Genomic DNA, 15,398 nt, shown 5'->3' on the forward strand with positions numbered 1-15,398 from the left:
GATTAGGGGTCTTGCACCCCTCAGCGCAATCAATAACAGTAGGCCATGACACACAAGACCTTCCCAAGCTGGCCCGACGTCGCCCCCCACCTGATCGAAACCGCTGCCGGACGCAGCCCTGCCGATACGGTGATCCGGAACGGCAAATGGGTGAATGTCCATACACGTGAGGTTCTCGATGGGCATGACATCGCCATTAAGGCGGGCCGGATTGCCTATGTGGGACCGGATGCGTCCTATTGTACCGGGCCAGACACGCAGGTGATCGAAGCCGAGGGCCGCTATATGGTGCCGGGCCTTTGTGACGGGCACATGCATATCGAATCCGGCATGCTGACGCCTGCGGAATTTGCCCGCGCGGTGATCCCCCATGGCACCACCACCATGTTCACCGACCCGCATGAGATCGCCAATGTCCTTGGTCTTGAGGGGGTTCGACTGATGCATGACGAGGCGCTTTTGCAGCCCGTCAATATCTATACCCAGATGCCCTCCTGCGCGCCGTCGGCACCGGGGCTGGAAACCACAGGTTATGAAATCTCCGCCGAGGACGTAATTGAGGCAATGACCTGGCCCGGCATCATCGGCCTGGGTGAGATGATGAACTTTCCCGGCGTGGCCAATGGCGACGCCAAGATGCTGGCCGAGATCGCCGCCACCCAGCGCGCGGGCAAAACGGTGGGCGGGCACTATGCCTCGCCCGACCTCGGCCCCGATTTCGCGGCATACGTTGCAGGCGGCCCGGCGGACGATCACGAGGGTACCTGCGAGGCGGATGCCATCGCGCGGATGCGACAGGGGATGCGGGCCATGGTGCGGTTGGGGTCCGCCTGGTACGACGTCGAAGCGCAGATCACCGCAATCACGGAAAAGGGTCTCGACCCACGCAACTTCATTCTCTGTACCGATGACTGCCATTCCGGCACGCTGGTCAATGATGGCCACATGAACCGGGTGGTGCGTCACGCAATAGACTGCGGCTGTGATCCGCTGGTGGCGATCCAGATGGCGACGATCAATACCGCCACGCATTTTGGTCTGGAGCGCGAGATCGGCTCCATCACTCCGGGTCGCCGGGCGGATGTGATCCTGACCTCTGATCTCAAAACACTCCCGATCGAAGTGGTGATCGCACGCGGGCAGATTGTCGCGGAATCAGGCTCTATCAAGGTCGAATGCCCCCATCTGGACTGGCCGGCGCACGCGCGCGGCACCGTGCATCTGGGGCATGAGTTGACGGCAAGAGACTTTGAACTCGCTGCGCCCGAAGGCGCAAATGCTGTCACCGCCAATGTGATCGGGGTGGTGGAAAACCAGGCCCCGACAAAGGCGCTGAAGGCCGAGCTCCCCGTTCAGGATGGTTTGGTTGAAGGCACCGAAGATGTCTGCCAGATTGCCCTCGTCGAACGTCACCGTGCCACGGGTGGCGTGACCAATGCCTTCGTGTCTGGTTTTGGCTACGAGGGGAAAATGGCGATGGCCTCCACCGTGGCCCACGATAGCCATCATATGATCGTGGTCGGCACGGATCGCGCACAAATGGCCTTGGCTGCCAACCGTCTGGCCGAGGTTGGCGGTGGCATCACGATCTTTCGTGATGGCGAGGAACTGGCGCTGGTGGAGCTGCCGATTGCGGGCCTGATGTCCGACAGCCCGGCTTCTGAGGTCGCCGCAAATGCACAAAAACTGGTCGAGGCCATGGAGGCCTGCGGCTGTAAACTGAACAACGCCTATATGCAGCACTCGCTTTTGGCGCTGGTCGTGATCCCGGAACTGCGGATCAGCGACCTTGGCCTTGTCGATGTGCGTAGCTTCAAAAAAATTCCAGTAATCGAGCCGTTCAATGAATAATGTAAACACCCCCACCCTTCCAGACGCTGAGAGCTTTACCGACGCAAAAGCCGCCGTTGCCCGCCTGATTGTGCTCTATGACAGCGCGACCAATTTCCTGTGTGATGAATTCATCGCCGCAATGAGCGCCGGGGCCGCGCCCGGCAGCCGCGTGCGCGCCTTTTACCCAGAGGTTCGCTTCACCACCACGACCTACGCACAGGTGGATAGCCGTCTGAGCTTTGGCCATGTGGCCGATCCGGGCACCTATTCCACCACGGTGACACGACCGGATCTGTTCCGTCACTATCTGGAACAACAAATCGGACTGCTGATCAAAAACCACGACCAACCCGTGACCGTCGGCGTGTCCGCTACACCAATGCCGGTGCATTTCGCGGTCGCCTCCCGTCCCGGACTGACCGTTCCGCAGGAAGGCGCGGCACGCTTCACGCTGCGCGATGTGTTTGATGTCCCGGATCTGGCGACCACCAACGATGACATCGTCAATGGGACCTATGTACCTGAAAATGGCGTGGGTCCGCTGTCGCTCTTTACAGCACAGCGCGTGGATTACTCTTTGGCGCGTCTTGCGCATTATACCGCCACGGACCCGGAGCATTTTCAAAACCATGTGCTGTTTACGAACTACCAGTTCTACGTCACCGAGTTCGAGGCCTATGCGCGCGAACAACTCGCCAACCCCGACAGCGGCTACACCAGTTTTGTTTCGACCGGAAACATTGAGATCACAACTGCTGATGGCGAATTGCCGGCCTCTCTTAAGATGCCGCAAATGCCGACTTACCACCTGAAACGGCCCGACGGGAACGGCATCACGCTGGTCAATATCGGGGTGGGGCCGTCGAATGCCAAAACCGCAACCGATCACATCGCCGTTCTGCGTCCGCATGCGTGGCTGATGGTTGGCCATTGCGCAGGGCTCAGAAACTCTCAGGCGCTTGGCGATTTTGTTCTGGCCCACGCCTATCTGCGCGAGGATCACGTGCTGGACGATGACCTGCCGGTCTGGGTGCCGATCCCGGCGCTGGCGGAAATTCAGGTTGCTCTGGAAGAAGCGGTGGCACAGGAAACAGGCCTTGAAGGATACGACCTCAAACGGATCATGCGCACCGGCACCGTTGCCAGCCACGACAACCGCAACTGGGAGCTTCGGGATCAATCCGGACCGGTGCAACGCCTGAGCCAATCCCGCGCCATCGCACTGGATATGGAGAGCGCCACCATCGCCGCAAACGGCTACCGTTTTCGGGTGCCCTACGGCACGCTTCTGTGTATCTCCGACAAGCCCCTGCACGGCGAATTGAAGCTACCCGGCATGGCCTCCGACTTCTATCGCACGCAGGTTTCACGGCACCTTCTGATCGGGATCAAGGCGATGGAACGGCTCAGAACTATGCCTCTGGAACGCTTGCACAGCCGCAAACTGCGCTCTTTTGACGAAACGGCCTTCCTGTAATGGCGAAAATATGCTGTTTTCCACGGAAATTTGCTTGTTTGGCGCTTGATCTTGCACGCTACGCGTTGTGTTGTCCCACAACATAACGCTAATGTTACGCGATGAGGCCCCAACACGTCGGGCAGTTTCAAGGAGAGCTAAGAATGTCCAAACCGATGACCAAAACTCAGCTTGTGGCAGCACTGGCTGAGGAAATGGACAGCGATAAGAAAACCGCTGGTGCCGCTCTGGATGCCGTTTGCAACCTGATCACCCGCGAAGTGTCCGGCGGTGGTGCCGTGACTCTGCCGGGTGTTGGCAAGATCTACTGCCGTGAGCGTCCCGAGCGCGAAGTGCGCAACCCCGCCACCGGCGAGAAGTTCATGAAAGAAGCAGACAAGGTCGTGAAAATGACCATCGCCAAAGCGCTGAAAGACAGCGTCAACGGCGACGCCTGATCCATATCTGGATCAGAGCCAATGGCTTCGGGGCTGCCCATTTGGGCGGCCCTTTTTGTATTGTACCAATCCTTCCTCTCACCCTATCCAGCGCGCAGACAACTGGCTAACGTGCCGCCTGATCAGGGAAGGGACTAGTCAAATGGATTTGCGCGCAATTGCCATGGGGTTGGCTTTCGCCCTGATGTGGTCCTCGGCCTTCACCTCGGCCCGGATCATCGTAGCAGATGCGTCTCCGTTGTTCTCGCTCGCGATGCGGTTTTTGATCTCAGGTCTGATCGGCGTCATGATCGCCCGCGCCATGGGGCAGACATGGCGGCTGACACGCGGTCAATGGAAGGCCACGATCCTCTTCGGGATCTGCCAGAATGCGCTTTATCTCGGTTTGAACTTTGTTGCGATGCAATGGGTTGAGGCTTCGATGGCTGCGATCATCGCATCTACCATGCCACTGCTGGTGGCGCTTGCCTCTCTGGTGCTATTTCGCGAACGGATTCGCTCCCTCGGTATGTTGGGTCTGGTCGCAGGAGTTGCAGGCGTTGCGCTTATTATGGGTACAAGGATCAGCGCTGGTGTCGATCTTCTGGGCGTCGCGCTTTGCGGGCTTGGAGTACTGGCGCTCACGACTGCAACGCTCGCGCTACGCGGAGCAACCTCAGGCGGCAATTTCATGATGGTCGTCGGCCTGCAAATGCTGGTGGGTTCCGCAGCATTGTTTCCAGCCGCCTTTGCCTTTGAAACCATTCGCGTCGAGCCCAGCTGGCCGCTTGCCATCGCATTTGCTTACACCACTTTTGTCCCGGGGCTGGCCGCCACACTGATCTGGGTGATGCTGCTCAATCGGATTGGAGCGGTTCGCGCAGCGACATTCCACTTCCTAAACCCTGTCTTCGGCGTCGCGGTCGCAAGCGTCCTATTGGGAGAAAGCCTAGGGATGCTTGATATGATCGGTGTCGGGGTGGTGACGCTTGGCATTCTAGCGGTACAGCTTGCACGCCAACCCGCGCCTGCGAAACCGCCACTTTCGGCTGCACTACAACCGCAGGCGGATTGATCCCACGCGGCCCGAACACGCGCGTTCACATTTGCTCACATCTGGCGCACAGGATATCTATGCTTGGATAGTTTGGGGTTTGAAAATGGACCGATCGACCCCAGTTATAGCCTCATCAAATCAGGTGGGAGGGCCCCATGTCCAATTACTTCAAGAACCCTGACGCCATTGCAGCGCTGTCGGAAGAAGAATTCTACGTCACCCAGAATTCCGGCACCGAACGTCCCGGCACAGGAAAGCTGCTTACCAACAAAGAACCGGGCATCTATGTCGATATCGTCTCTGGCGAGCCGCTCTTTGCGTCGTCAGATAAATATGAATCGGGCTGTGGCTGGCCGAGTTTCACCAAACCGATCGAACCCGCACATGTGCAGGAACTCGAAGACCGGACCCTTGGCATGATCCGCACCGAAGTGCGCTCCACCCATGGTGACAGCCATCTCGGTCACGTCTTCCCCGACGGCCCCGCGGATCGCGGCGGTCTGCGCTACTGCATCAACTCGGCGTCGCTGCGCTTTATCCACCTCGACGATATGGAGCCGGAGGGCTACGGCGCCTACATCAATCAAGTGGAGGACCACCGATGAGCACGACTGAACGCGCCATTCTGGCAGGCGGCTGCTTCTGGGGCATGCAAGAGCTGATCCGTCACCGCAAAGGTGTCGTTGGCACCCGCGTCGGCTACACGGGCGGCGATGTGCCGAATGCAACCTACAAGAACCACGGCACCCATGCCGAGGGGATCGAGATCACGTTTGACCCCGAACAGACCTCCTATCGTGAGATGCTGGAGTTCTTCTTTCAGATCCACGATCCCACCACGACGAACCGTCAGGGCAATGACATCGGCATGAGCTATCGCTCTGCGATCTACTATGAAGATGCGCGCCAGAAACAGATCGCCGAAGACACAATCGCCGATGTCGAAGCCTCTGGCATCTGGCCCGGCAAGGTCGTGACCGAGGTGGAACCTGTCGGTGATTTCTGGGAGGCCGAGCCTGAGCATCAGGATTACTTGCAGCGGCTTCCCAATGGCTACACCTGCCACTTCCCGCGCCCTGATTGGGTTTTGCCCAAGCGCGATCAGGCTGCTGAATAACCCTTATTAGAGCCTAGTTTAGGCTCTCTACTTTGAGGGTCAGGCCGCCCAATAGGGGCGGCCTGATCTTTTTTGTATCAATCGTGCGCCACCCGTGGACGGCCGCTGGCCTCCACCGTGACGGTTGCCTCGACGAAAACCTGCTGCGCTTCGACCTCCGCCATGCGCAGGTCGCGGCTCACATGGACATGAATATCGCTTGCCCCGGCCTCTTCAGCCGCCGCAATAGCCTCAGCACGCAGCGCAGCTTCCAGCACCTCCAGCGCCTTAGAACTGGCGGTGAAATCCTGTGGCCCATCGGACAAATGCACGCGAAACCGACCTTCGGAGGGGGCGGTGACAGTTCCGGTTCTGCGTTGGATGATCCGCCCCACCACGGCCCCAATCGCATTGGCGACACCCGCATGTTCCGGCAGGATCATATTGCAGCGCAAACGCTCGCCAACCGCAGGATAATAGCTCGGTGCAGAGGCGCCCAACCCGATCACATCCACATTCACATGTGCGTCTATCGACAAAAGGCTCTTGTGCTGCTGAAGCCCCCGCTGAAGCAGGACATGCCTTGCAAGTTCGCTTGGACTTCCTCCAAACAGAGCCTGTTCTTCGGTGAAGATAGACTCTAACAAGGTCAGTGATGTCTGTTCAGTCAACTGATCTACGATCATCAGAGCAAGGGCCTCAGCATCTCTTGCCACTGAATCACCGCTGCCAACACGGCGTCTGGAAAAAATGGTAAGCGCCTTTTCTGCGGCGCCTCGATCCCATGCGGCTACACGGCCCAGGACGTGACTTGCATCCGACGGCGTGATCCCGGCGACTTGCACCAATCCGCGATCCACCAGACGGTTTAATGCGCCTTGCTCCATGCGGGTGCGTAAGACGTCGCCCATCGGCAAGACGCTGGTGCCGATCCGCGCCAGTAGCGCCGCCTCTCGTTCCGAGAGGCCCATCGCGGCTTGCCCCACGACGCCACGCACAAAACGTCCATCATACTCCCCCACCACAGGGGCATGCAGTTGTGCATCCAGCGCCGCATGCACCACCTCAGGTGCCTCTGTGGCGACCAAAGACACCGGCAACACGCGCCGTGGCCCAAGCGAGACACCGCCTCGCAGACCCTCACTCTTCAGGTGGACCTGGCTATCACCGCCCAAACCGGAGGTGCGCATGGCCACAGCCTCCACCATGGTCCGGAAGCCCCCTACCTGTGCCCCATCCGGGTCGATCTTCGGCAAGCCTCTCTCGATCAGGGCAACGTCAGTGGTCGTCCCGCCGATATCGCTGACCAAGGCGTTCTCAGCCCCTGTCATCCAACGCGCGCCAACAATCGAGGCCGCTGGCCCGCTCAGGATTGTCTCGATGGGGCGCGCACGGGCTTGCGCAGCAGACATCAGCGCGCCATCACCACGCACAACCATCATGGGCGCTTCTATTCCTATCGCCGCAAGCGTGTCAGCCGCCCGGTTTATCAACCCGTCAATCATTCCAATGAGGCGGGCGTTCAGCACCGCGGTCAGCGCGCGTTTCGGCCCATTCAATCTGGCCGACAGCTGGTGAGAGCAGGTCACAGGCGCGCCGGTCCGTTCCTGAACGATGCGCGCAACTTCCAACTCATGAGCCGGGTTGCGGGTGGCAAAAACTCCGGCAACCGCAAATCCACTCACGCCTGCAGTTTCAGTCTCTAAAAAGGCAATAAGGCTCTCAGTATCCAGCCGAGCAGCCTCTCCACCCGCATGTGTGTGTCCGCCCGACAGGATCAGAACCGGATCGCCCTTAAGCGCATCATTCAGCCCATGTCGCTCCAGGTCTTGCGTATTGAACCCGATATAGATGAGAGCGACACGGCCCCCCTGCCCCTCCACCAAGGCATTGGTCGCAAGCGTCGTCGAAAGCGCAGCCATTGAAATGTCGTCAGGCGTGACACCCGATTGCTCCAGCACCGACCGTACCGCGCCACCTACGCCAATGGCCAGATCATGCCGCGTTGTGAGCGATTTGGCCGAGGCGATTACCTCACTCTCGTTCCGGATCAACACTGCATCCGTGTAGGTGCCCCCGGTATCGATCCCAAGCAGTAGCGCCATTTTATCCTCGCATTTCACTCACGCATGCTCGGGTGTAACGGCTGGCTGCGTCACGTCCACTCTGTTTGCGTCATTATGACAACTGCATCACAGCCCAGCGCGCCGCATCCGCGACCGTTGGGTCGGGATCATCACACAGCTGCATGGCATAGGGGCGCAACTTCACCTCTCTGGAGTTTCCGATCGCATAGAGCACATTGCGCACAAAGCGATCCCGGCCAATCCGCTTGATCGGAGAGCCCGAAAACCGTTCGCGGAACGCCGCATCATTCAGTTGCGACAGTTCAGCAAGCGGCGGCGCAACCGTGCCCTCACGCGCGGCATAGCGCATGTCCGAGGCCTCAACCGCGAATTTGTTCCATGGGCAGGCTGCAAGACAATCATCACATCCATAGATCCGATTGCCGAGCTTTGGGCGCAACTCTTCCTCAATGGGCCCCTTGTGCTCGATCGTCAGGTAGGAAATGCACCGCCGCGCATCGAGCTGGTAGGGCGCGGGAAAGGCATCTGTGGGACACGCCGTCAAACAGGCACGACAGGACCCACAATGATCTGGCTCTACCGGATCTACCGGCAAATCCAATGTGGTGAAAATAGAGCCTAAAAAGGCCCAATTCCCCCAATCCCGACTCACCAAATTCGTGTGCTTACCCTGCCAGCCAAGTCCCGCCGCCTGTCCCAGCGCCTTCTCAGGTACTGGGGCGGTGTCGACAAAGACCTTTACCTCGGCCTCATCACCCGCCTCGGAAATTAACCACCGCGCCAGACGCTTCAGCCGCTTTTTGACCAAGTCATGATAATCCTTGCCGCGCGCATAAACCGATATCGCCGCGCGATCCGGCAGCCCCACCACCGCCATCGGGTTTTCCTCGGGCGTGTAGCTTTCTGCCAGCATGATGACCGAACGTGCCTCCGGCCAAAGCGCCGCCGGGTTTTCGCGCCAGTTCACTCGCTCCGCCATCCATCCCATCTGGCCGTGATAGCCAGCGTCCAGAAACGCACGCAGTCGATCCGGCACTTCGGGGACATCCCACGGGCGACAGATGCGCGTGGAGACAAAGCCCTCCGCCCGGGCCTGCGCGATCAGACGCGCCTTGATATCCCCTGCCGCTTTCATCTTCTCAGAAATATCCTCGGGGGTGAATGGGCCGCAAGGCCCGGAGGGGGCAGACAGCCCCCTGCACCATCTCAGAAATCAAGATCCGCGTAATGCGACGGAGGGCGAAAGCCCGGAACCTGATCCGCCAGAATTGACCGGAAGGCCGGGCGGGATTTGATCTTGGCGTACCAATCCTTCACCACCGCCGAGCGGTTCCAATCCACATCAGAGATATAATCGAGCGACGACAGATGTGCGGCGGCCGCAAAATCGGCAAGGGTCATATTGTCTCCGGCCAGCCAGCGGCGATGGTCCAGCAACCACGACAGGTAATCGATGTGATATTTGATTGCCTTGGCACCGGATTTGACATTGCTGCTGTCGGGATAGCCTTCCCCGGTCATCTTCTTGTTCACCCGCTCATAGAGCAGCTTCGACGTGACCTCATGGTGAAACTTATCGTCAAACCAGCTCACCAGCCGACGCACTTCGAGCCGTTCGGCGGGTTTCTTTGGCATCAAGCAGGGATCGGGGCGCGTTTCCTCGATATATTCACAGATGGCCGCACTTTCGGCCATCAGCATCCCGTCGAGGCGCAGAACCGGAACCTTGGCCGCCGGGTTACGGCGCAGGAAATCCGCATCCTGTTCCCAGTAGCGTTCCTCGACAAGCTCCACCTCGATCTTCTTTTCCGCCAGAGACAGACGCACTTTGCGACAGAAGGGGGACAGGGGGACATGATAGAGACGAGCCATGGGCGTCCTGAGCTCTCCGATTGTTGCGGGGTTGTGTTGTTCCTCCAGCAATGCCTTGCCAGAACGGAAACTTCAATGCTCGAAACAGGCGGAGCGCCCGTCACGCTCGATTGTGGCGGCTCCATCCATGATTTGACGCGCCCTTTTGCGCATGAAATTGCCGGGATTGGCAGCAGATCGCTCCTTGGGGTTGGGTAGCAACGCTGCAATAAGGGCCGCCTGCTGCGGGCTGAGCTTGTCCGCGCCCACCCCAAAATAATGTCGCGCAGCTGCATCAGCACCAAATACACCTTCGCCCATCTCGGCCACGTTCAGATAGACCTCAACAATGCGCTTCTTGCTCCATGTGGCCTCGACGACCGGCGTGATGAAGGTCTCCAGTGCCTTGCGAAACCAACTGCGCCCCTGCCAGAGAAACACGTTTTTGACCACTTGCTGCGTGATGGTCGATGCCCCACGATTGGCGCCAGACTCGAGCGCATTGCGGATCGCGTTGACGTCGAATCCCCAGTGCTCGCAAAAGCGTGCATCTTCTGCGGCCACAACGGAACGGGCCAGGTTGGGCGAGATTTGCTCTATAGGTACCCATTCGCGATCCACGTCCCCGAGACGGCGTTTCTCTGCCCAGATCGTATGGGTGATCGGCGGGTTCACCACGGAGTACAACAGAATCAGCGCCAACAAAAACGCCACGCCCCCCAGCGCGCCGCGCAGCACCCATCTGCGCAGTCGCAGATAGAGCGCACGCGGCGAATAGCGCGCGCGCGAAGGTTTGGATCTTGCGGGTGATTTCTTTTTGCGTACTGCCTTTGCCATGCCCCTCTATAGGACAGAGCGTTCCACCACTCCAACAGAGAAACGCATGTGATGCACGTTCATACGCAGCTAAAAAAGCGCCCCACAGATGCAATATCTGCGGGGCTCAGGCTCAGGAATAAGAGAAATCTTATTCGTGGGGATTATTGCGTTACTCTGCCGGGATCGCCGACGCTTCGATGGCGATGGGATGCGCCAGCTTGTTCAACATTTCCTTCGGGCAGACCTGCAGGAAGTGCACTTTCTCGCTGTCCCAATGCTGCAGGATTTCCGCCGCTTTACGGCTGCCGGTCTCTGCAACATGGCGCTCGATCAGTTCTTTCAGCTGTGCTTCCCAATGATCCACGGTCACCGGACAGGTGACGATGCTCTCCATGTTCATCAGCGTCTCGGCAGTGCGGTCCGGGTCATAGAGATAGGCCATACCGCCCGTCATCCCGGCACCGAAGTTCGCGCCAATGCTGCCAAGGATCACCGCGACTCCGCCAGTCATGTATTCGCAGCCGTTGGTGCCACAGCCCTCAATCACGACTTTTGCGCCCGAGTTTCGCACCGCAAACCGCTCACCCGCACGACCCGCCGCAAAGAGATAACCATCGGTGGCACCATAAAGCACGGTATTGCCGACGATAGTGTTCTCTGCCGCGTTCAACGGCGAGGCCATCGGCGGGCGCACGACGATCGTGCCGCCCGACAGACCTTTGCCGACATAGTCATTTGCATCGCCAGAGACTTCGAGCTTCAGGCCCGGAGCCGCAAAAGCGCCCAAAGACTGACCAGCGGAGCCTTGCAGCTTCACCGTCAGGTGATCGGGTTGCAGGGTGTTGCGCATGCCGAAGTTCTGCACGATGTGGCTAGAAGTACGCGTGCCCACTGTCCGGTGCGTGTTCTGCACCGCATAAGAGAGCTGCATCTTCTCGCCATCCTTCAGGAACCGCGCGGCGTCACGCACGATTTCCGCATCCAGTGTGTCCGGCACCGCATTGCGGTCCTTGTCGCGGTTGTAAACAATGCTCGCGGAGCCATCGACGGTGATCAGCAACGGGTTCAGATCAAGGTCATCAAGGTGGGCCGAGCCACGCGACACCTGCGCCAGAAGATCCGCACGCCCGATCACCTCATCAAGGCTACGTGCTCCGATGGAGGCGAGGATCTCGCGGACTTCCTGTGCGTAGAAGGTGATGAGGTTCACCACCTTGTCGGCATTGCCGGTGAACTTGCCACGCAGGGCCTCATCCTGAGTACAGACGCCGACGGGGCAGGTGTTCGACTGACACTGACGCACCATGATGCAGCCCATCGCGATCAGCGCGGCGGTGCCGATACCGTATTCCTCGGCCCCCATCATCGCGGCCATGACGATGTCACGCCCGGTGCGCAGACCGCCATCGGTGCGCAGGGTCACACGGCCGCGCAGGTTGTTCATCGCCAGCACCTGATGCGCCTCGGTCAGACCCATCTCCCACGGCAGACCGCAGTATTTGATCGAGGTCGCAGGAGAGGCCCCGGTGCCGCCGTTGTGGCCCGAGATCAGGATAATATCCGCCTTGGCCTTGGCCACGCCGGCAGCAATGGTGCCAACACCGGAGGAGGCCACCAGCTTCACCGTCACCTTGCAGCGCGGGTTGATCTGCTTCAGGTCGTAGATCAGCTGCGCCAGATCTTCGATCGAATAGATATCGTGGTGCGGCGGCGGTGAAATCAGGGTCACACCCTTGGTGGAGTGGCGCAAGCGCGCAATCAGATCGGTGACCTTCATGCCGGGCAGCTGGCCACCCTCGCCGGGTTTTGCACCCTGGGCGACCTTGATTTCCAATTCTTCGCACTGGTTCAGATATTCGGCTGTCACACCAAAGCGACCCGACGCCACCTGCTTGATCTTCGCAGAGGGGTTGTCGCCATTGGGTTCTGGCACGAAATGCGCTGGATCTTCGCCACCCTCGCCAGAGTCGGACTTTGCGCCGATCCGATTCATCGCCACGTTCAACGTCTTATGCGCCTCGGGCGAGAGCGCACCCAGCGACATCCCCGGCGTGACAAAACGCTTACGGATTGCGGTGATGCTCTCCACTTCTTCCAGTGGGACTGGTTTACCGAGTGGTTTGATATCCAAGAGGTCGCGCAGGTGGATCGGCGGGTTCGATTGCATCTTGGCCGAATATTGCTTCCACAGCTCAAACGAGGCCTTGTTGCACGCCATCTGCATCATATGCATTGAGGTCGCTTCCCACGCGTGGGTCTCGCCGGATTTGCGCGCCTTGTAGAAGCCGCCGATGGGCAGAACATTCTCTGTGGTGTTCCAACCTTTCGCGTGGATTTCCTCGGCCTTCACCTGAATACCAGAGACACCGATGCCGGAGATCCGCGAGGTCATGCCGGGGAAAAATTCCGCCACCATGGCGCGCGAGAGGCCCACCGCCTCAAAGTTCAGACCACCGCGATAAGAGGAAATCACCGAGATCCCCATCTTTGCCATGATCTTCAACAGGCCTTGGTCAATCGCTTCGCGATAACGGGCGACGTTCTCTGTGAGGCTGCCTTCGAGCAAGCCGCGCTCAATACGGTCTGCCAGCGAATCTTCGGCCAGATAGGCGTTCACAACGGTCGCGCCACAGCCGATCAGCACCGCGAAATAATGCGGGTCGATACATTCAGCAGAGCGCACGTTCAGCGAGCAAAAGGTCCGCAATCCCTGACGGGTCAGATGCGAATGCACCGCAGAGGTGGCAAGGATCATCGGCATTGCGACCTTATCCGCACCGGAGTGCTGATCGGTCAAAACGATATGCCCAGCACCCGAACGCACCGCCTCTTCGGCCTCAGCACGGATACGGGCCAGCGCCGCATTGAGCGCACCGCGACCCGGCGCAAAGCTACAGTCGATCTCGGCCAGCGTAGAGCCAAGATTCTCCACCAGCTTGTCCCATTGAGCATTGCCGACAAAGGGGCTTTCCAGCACGACGATTTCGGTTTGCGAGCTGTCCTCGTCCAGCACGTTCTTGAGATTGCCAAAGCGCGTCTTCAGGCTCATCACGCGGAATTCGCGCAAGCTGTCGATTGGCGGGTTGGTGACCTGAGAGAAGTTCTGGCGGAAGAAATGGCTCAGCGGGCGATACTGCTTGGACAGAACGGCAGAGGGCGTATCATCACCCATGGACGCGAGGCTCTCTTTGCCGTCCTCGGCCATCGGCGCAAGGATTTGCTCCAATTCTTCAATGGTATAGCCGGCCGCCACCTGACGGCGACGCAGATCTTCACCAGAAAACAGCGGCGTTTCCTGAACGCCACCAAGGATTTCATCCAGATCGGTAACCTTCTCGACCCACTCGCCAAAGGGCAGAGCGCGAGCGAGTTTATCTTTGATCTCAACGTCGTGATAGAGTTGGCCCTTGGCCATATCCACGGCGAGCATCTGGCCGGGACCAAGCGCGCCTTTTTCCACGACAGACGCCTCGTCAATCGGCACCATACCGGCCTCAGAGCCCGCGATCACCAGACCATCACCGGTCACGACATAGCGCATCGGGCGCAGACCGTTGCGGTCCAGGCCTGCACAGACCCAACGACCGTCGGTCATTGCCAGTGCGGCGGGGCCATCCCATGGCTCCATTACGGCGTTGCAGTAGGAATACATATCGCGCCATGCCTGTGGCAGCTCTTCGGCCTGTTTGGACCAGCTCTCGGGCACCAGCATGGTTTTTGCCATCGGCGCGGAGCGGCCTGCGCGCACCAGAACCTCAAACACCGAATCCAGCGCAGCAGAGTCGGAAGATCCGGACGCCACAATCGGTTTGATGTCCTCGGCGTGGTCGCCAAAGGTCGCCGAAGCCATGCGGATCTCATGGCTTTTCATCCAGTTGACGTTGCCCTTGAGGGTGTTGATCTCGCCGTTATGGGCGAGCATGCGGAAGGGCTGCGCCAGCCACCATTGCGGGAAGGTATTGGTGGAATACCGCTGGTGATAGATCGCAAATGCGCTCTCAAACCGCTCATCCATCAGGTCGGGGTAGAAGACCGCGACCTGCTCTGCGAGCATCATGCCCTTGTAAATGATCGAACGGCAGGACAGCGACGCGATATAAAGTCCGCCCACATGGGCCGCGGCGGCCGCTTTCTCAATCCGGCGGCGGATCACATAAAGCTCGCGCTCGAATGTTTCCTCGTCCACGCCCTTGGAGTTGGAGATCAGGATCTGTTCAATCTCAGGCCGTGTCGCGTTTGCCTTATCCCCGAGGCAGGTCACATCCACCGGTACATGACGCCAGCCGTAGATATAGTAGCCCATCCGCAAAACCTCGGTTTCAACGATGGTTCGGCAGGTTTCCTGCGCGCCAAAATCCGTGCGGGGCAGAAACACCTGACCCACGGCCAAAAGTTCGTGCTCGCGAGGGTTGTGGCCGGTGCGCTTCACCTGATCCCAAAAGAACGGCACCGGGATTTGTACGTGGATACCTGCGCCATCACCTGTCTTGCCGTCGGCGTCAACCGCACCCCGGTGCCAGATCGCTTTTAGGGCATTGATACCAGCTTCAACCACCTTGCGGCTGCGAGAGCCATCGACTGAGACCACCAGACCCACACCACAGGAAGAATGCTCTTCTTCCTCGGAATAGAGACCGTTTTCGGCCATCCACTGACGCTTTGCTTCTTCGGCACGCACCCAGTTTTCATCATATTTCGTCATATTCACTCTCCTCTGCCTGGCGGTGGCGCCGCGCCTCTTGTCAGGGGCGCCGGACCGCTC

The 15,398-nt window shown here is 59.3% G+C and carries 11 protein-coding genes; 6 read left to right on the top strand and 5 right to left on the bottom strand.

Going from position 1 to position 15,398, the window contains the following annotated elements; all coding sequences use genetic code 11:
• Positions 1 to 45: 45 nt before the first annotated feature.
• The 6 genes from ade to msrA all read left to right on the top strand — a co-directional run bounded on the left by ade (position 46) and on the right by msrA (position 5,900).
• Positions 46 to 1,851: an adenine deaminase gene (gene ade, locus K529_RS13740; RefSeq protein ID WP_046002079.1), complete on the top strand. Its 1,806-nt coding sequence runs from the start codon at positions 46 to 48 to the stop codon at positions 1,849 to 1,851.
• Positions 1,844 to 3,310, top strand: coding sequence for an AMP nucleosidase (locus tag K529_RS13745; RefSeq protein WP_005618397.1), 1,467 nt, complete (start codon positions 1,844 to 1,846; stop codon positions 3,308 to 3,310). Before ade ends, K529_RS13745 begins: the two co-directional genes overlap by 8 nt.
• 143 nt (positions 3,311 to 3,453) lie before the next feature.
• Positions 3,454 to 3,747, top strand: a complete 294-nt coding sequence (locus tag K529_RS13750) for an HU family DNA-binding protein (protein ID WP_005618395.1) — start codon at positions 3,454 to 3,456, stop codon at positions 3,745 to 3,747.
• Between the two features lie 142 nt (positions 3,748 to 3,889).
• On the top strand, positions 3,890 to 4,801 hold the full coding sequence (locus tag K529_RS13755) for a DMT family transporter (RefSeq protein WP_005618392.1): 912 nt from the start codon (positions 3,890 to 3,892) through the stop codon (positions 4,799 to 4,801).
• 137 nt (positions 4,802 to 4,938) lie between these two features.
• Positions 4,939 to 5,388, top strand: coding sequence for a peptide-methionine (R)-S-oxide reductase MsrB (gene msrB, locus K529_RS13760; protein ID WP_005618390.1), 450 nt, complete (start codon positions 4,939 to 4,941; stop codon positions 5,386 to 5,388).
• Complete coding sequence (msrA, locus tag K529_RS13765) at positions 5,385 to 5,900, top strand: peptide-methionine (S)-S-oxide reductase MsrA (RefSeq protein ID WP_046002080.1); 516 nt, start codon at positions 5,385 to 5,387, stop codon at positions 5,898 to 5,900. The genes msrB and msrA overlap by 4 nt, the downstream gene beginning before the upstream one ends.
• A 77-nt stretch (positions 5,901 to 5,977) precedes the next feature.
• Here the strand turns inward: msrA and K529_RS13770 are convergent, their stop codons facing one another.
• The 5 genes from K529_RS13770 to gltB all read right to left on the bottom strand — a co-directional run bounded on the left by K529_RS13770 (position 5,978) and on the right by gltB (position 15,338).
• On the bottom strand, positions 5,978 to 7,984 hold the full coding sequence (locus tag K529_RS13770) for a hydantoinase/oxoprolinase N-terminal domain-containing protein (RefSeq protein WP_005618385.1): 2,007 nt from the start codon (positions 7,982 to 7,984) through the stop codon (positions 5,978 to 5,980).
• A gap of 73 nt (positions 7,985 to 8,057) precedes the next feature.
• On the bottom strand, positions 8,058 to 9,101 hold the full coding sequence (gene queG / locus K529_RS13775; RefSeq protein WP_005618381.1) for a tRNA epoxyqueuosine(34) reductase QueG: 1,044 nt from the start codon (positions 9,099 to 9,101) through the stop codon (positions 8,058 to 8,060).
• A 71-nt stretch (positions 9,102 to 9,172) separates the two neighbouring features.
• Entirely contained in the window at positions 9,173 to 9,838 is a 666-nt protein-coding gene (gene fzlA / locus K529_RS13780) for an FtsZ-binding protein FzlA (protein WP_005618378.1), read from the bottom strand.
• Positions 9,839 to 9,910: 72 nt separating this feature from the next.
• Complete coding sequence (gene mtgA / locus K529_RS13785) at positions 9,911 to 10,654, bottom strand: monofunctional biosynthetic peptidoglycan transglycosylase (RefSeq protein WP_005618376.1); 744 nt, start codon at positions 10,652 to 10,654, stop codon at positions 9,911 to 9,913.
• 151 nt (positions 10,655 to 10,805) lie between these two features.
• Positions 10,806 to 15,338 (bottom strand): glutamate synthase large subunit, encoded by a 4,533-nt coding sequence (gltB, locus tag K529_RS13790; protein WP_005618373.1) that lies wholly within the window; start codon positions 15,336 to 15,338, stop codon positions 10,806 to 10,808.
• Positions 15,339 to 15,398: the final 60 nt, after the last annotated feature.

Origin of the sequence: Tritonibacter mobilis F1926, assembly GCF_000376545.2 — a bacterium.
Lineage (GTDB): Bacteria > Pseudomonadota > Alphaproteobacteria > Rhodobacterales > Rhodobacteraceae > Epibacterium > Epibacterium mobile.

What these genes read in the sequence shown, in the direction of transcription:
- K529_RS13755 (WP_005618392.1), top strand. Translation starts at nt 3,890, where the DNA reads ATGGATTTGCGCGCAATTGCCATGGGGTTGGCTTTCGCCCTGATGTGG.
- msrB (WP_005618390.1), top strand. Translation starts at nt 4,939, where the DNA reads ATGTCCAATTACTTCAAGAACCCTGACGCCATTGCAGCGCTGTCGGAA.
- K529_RS13745 (WP_005618397.1), top strand. Translation starts at nt 1,844, where the DNA reads ATGAATAATGTAAACACCCCCACCCTTCCAGACGCTGAGAGCTTTACC.
- msrA (WP_046002080.1), top strand. Translation starts at nt 5,385, where the DNA reads ATGAGCACGACTGAACGCGCCATTCTGGCAGGCGGCTGCTTCTGGGGC.
- ade (WP_046002079.1), top strand. Translation starts at nt 46, where the DNA reads ATGACACACAAGACCTTCCCAAGCTGGCCCGACGTCGCCCCCCACCTG.
- K529_RS13750 (WP_005618395.1), top strand. Translation starts at nt 3,454, where the DNA reads ATGTCCAAACCGATGACCAAAACTCAGCTTGTGGCAGCACTGGCTGAG.
- gltB (WP_005618373.1), bottom strand. Translation starts at nt 15,338, where the DNA reads ATGACGAAATATGATGAAAACTGGGTGCGTGCCGAAGAAGCAAAGCGT.
- K529_RS13770 (WP_005618385.1), bottom strand. Translation starts at nt 7,984, where the DNA reads ATGGCGCTACTGCTTGGGATCGATACCGGGGGCACCTACACGGATGCA.
- mtgA (WP_005618376.1), bottom strand. Translation starts at nt 10,654, where the DNA reads ATGGCAAAGGCAGTACGCAAAAAGAAATCACCCGCAAGATCCAAACCT.
- queG (WP_005618381.1), bottom strand. Translation starts at nt 9,101, where the DNA reads ATGAAAGCGGCAGGGGATATCAAGGCGCGTCTGATCGCGCAGGCCCGG.
- fzlA (WP_005618378.1), bottom strand. Translation starts at nt 9,838, where the DNA reads ATGGCTCGTCTCTATCATGTCCCCCTGTCCCCCTTCTGTCGCAAAGTG.